1 protein-coding gene is annotated in these 1,445 nt (G+C 38.8%); it reads right to left on the bottom strand.

The features are described from left to right. The coding region (locus Q0739_RS14805) for a hypothetical protein (RefSeq protein WP_298239514.1) at window positions 1–1,445 on the bottom strand (1,445 nt) is incomplete at both ends.

Here is a 1,445-nt window from a genome sequence, read left to right as displayed (position 1 = left end):
GCTTGAGATGCATGGAATGTAACGGTAGTCCCATTAGTTGTTACTAAAGTATTTAAATCAATACTGGTTTGACTAGTGGCACAGACTGAACCATCAACAGTACTTAGAGTAGGGAGTGGGTTTACTGTAATTGTTCCGCTTCCAGAAGTCTGGGTACAAGTACCTGTGGTAGTTACCGTATAGCCAAATGTACCAGCAACAGAAGGTGTACCACTTATAGTAAAAATACCACCGCTATAATTTCCTGTAACACCAGCTGGTAATCCAGATACAGTTGCTCCAGTAGCACCTCCGCCAATTGTAAAACTAATTGGTGTAATTGCTGTATTAATACAGTGAGTTTGATTATTATTAGAAGGAGAACTAATAGTTGCATCAGCAATAACAGTTAAAATCATAGAATCGGTAGCGACATTACATCCAGCAACGTTATTTGTCGAAGTTATGGTTATAGTTATAGTTCCTCCATTAGTTCTGATAGGGTTAGGAATGTCATATCTACTATCTAGTTTTTTGTCATTTGCAAAATTATTTGTATTTCCTGAACCATCAGACCAATCCCAGTTTTGATGTTGAGGATTAATAGAACCTCCAACACCACCTGCAAGGGTTATTGAATTTGTTCCTGCACAAACTGTTTGGTCTGGACCTGCAATTACTTCAGCATAAGTATTAACAGTAACCGAAATTGAGACTGTGCTGCTTGACCCACAAGGGTTATTTGCGGTAACCGTAATTGTACCCACTGCTGCACTAGCTGTAGCATTTACAGTAATGGAATGGCTATTGGCTCCAGATACTATTGTAAAACCAGAAGGGAATGTCCATGTGTAACCAGTAGCATTGCTATCGTCGTTTACAGAATAAATTAGCCCATTTTGTACAGGACAGATGGAAGTATTTCCGTTTATTTGATTATTTCCTAAAGATGCACCATTAGTTGGTGTGCTCAATACAGTATATATATTTGTTTGAATAGCATTACTAGGTGCTGTCAAGGATGTATAGCATGTTTCGCTTGTTGTGAGTATAACTGTTACGATATCATTATCGGCTAATACAGCGGTGGTGTAAGTTGGACTATCTATTCCAACATTTCCCCCATTTACTTGCCATTGATAGGAAGGTGTTGACCCTCCATTAGTTGGTGTTGCTGTAAACATTACGGAATCACCTGAACAAATAGCATTGTCTGGATCGCTGGAGGTGATTGTTACCGAAGGTGTTAAATTGGGGTTTGCGGTAATAGTTACGGAATCTGTGGTATAACAACCAGATCCATTTTCACTTCTTACATAGTAAGTAGCCGTTGCAGCAGGACTTACGGTTGATGAAATAGCTCCAGTATCATTATCGGCATCTGCTTGTGATGTATGATATGTTAGTGTTCCACTACCAGTAGCAATAGAAGCAAGATCAAAAGAATTTCCAATACAAATAGATTG

The sequence above is a fragment of the uncultured Algibacter sp. genome (genome assembly GCF_947487605.1).
Classification (GTDB): domain Bacteria; phylum Bacteroidota; class Bacteroidia; order Flavobacteriales; family Flavobacteriaceae; genus Algibacter_D.
Note: the sequence above shows the minus strand (reverse complement) of the source record. Positions and strands in the feature narration are given on the sequence as shown.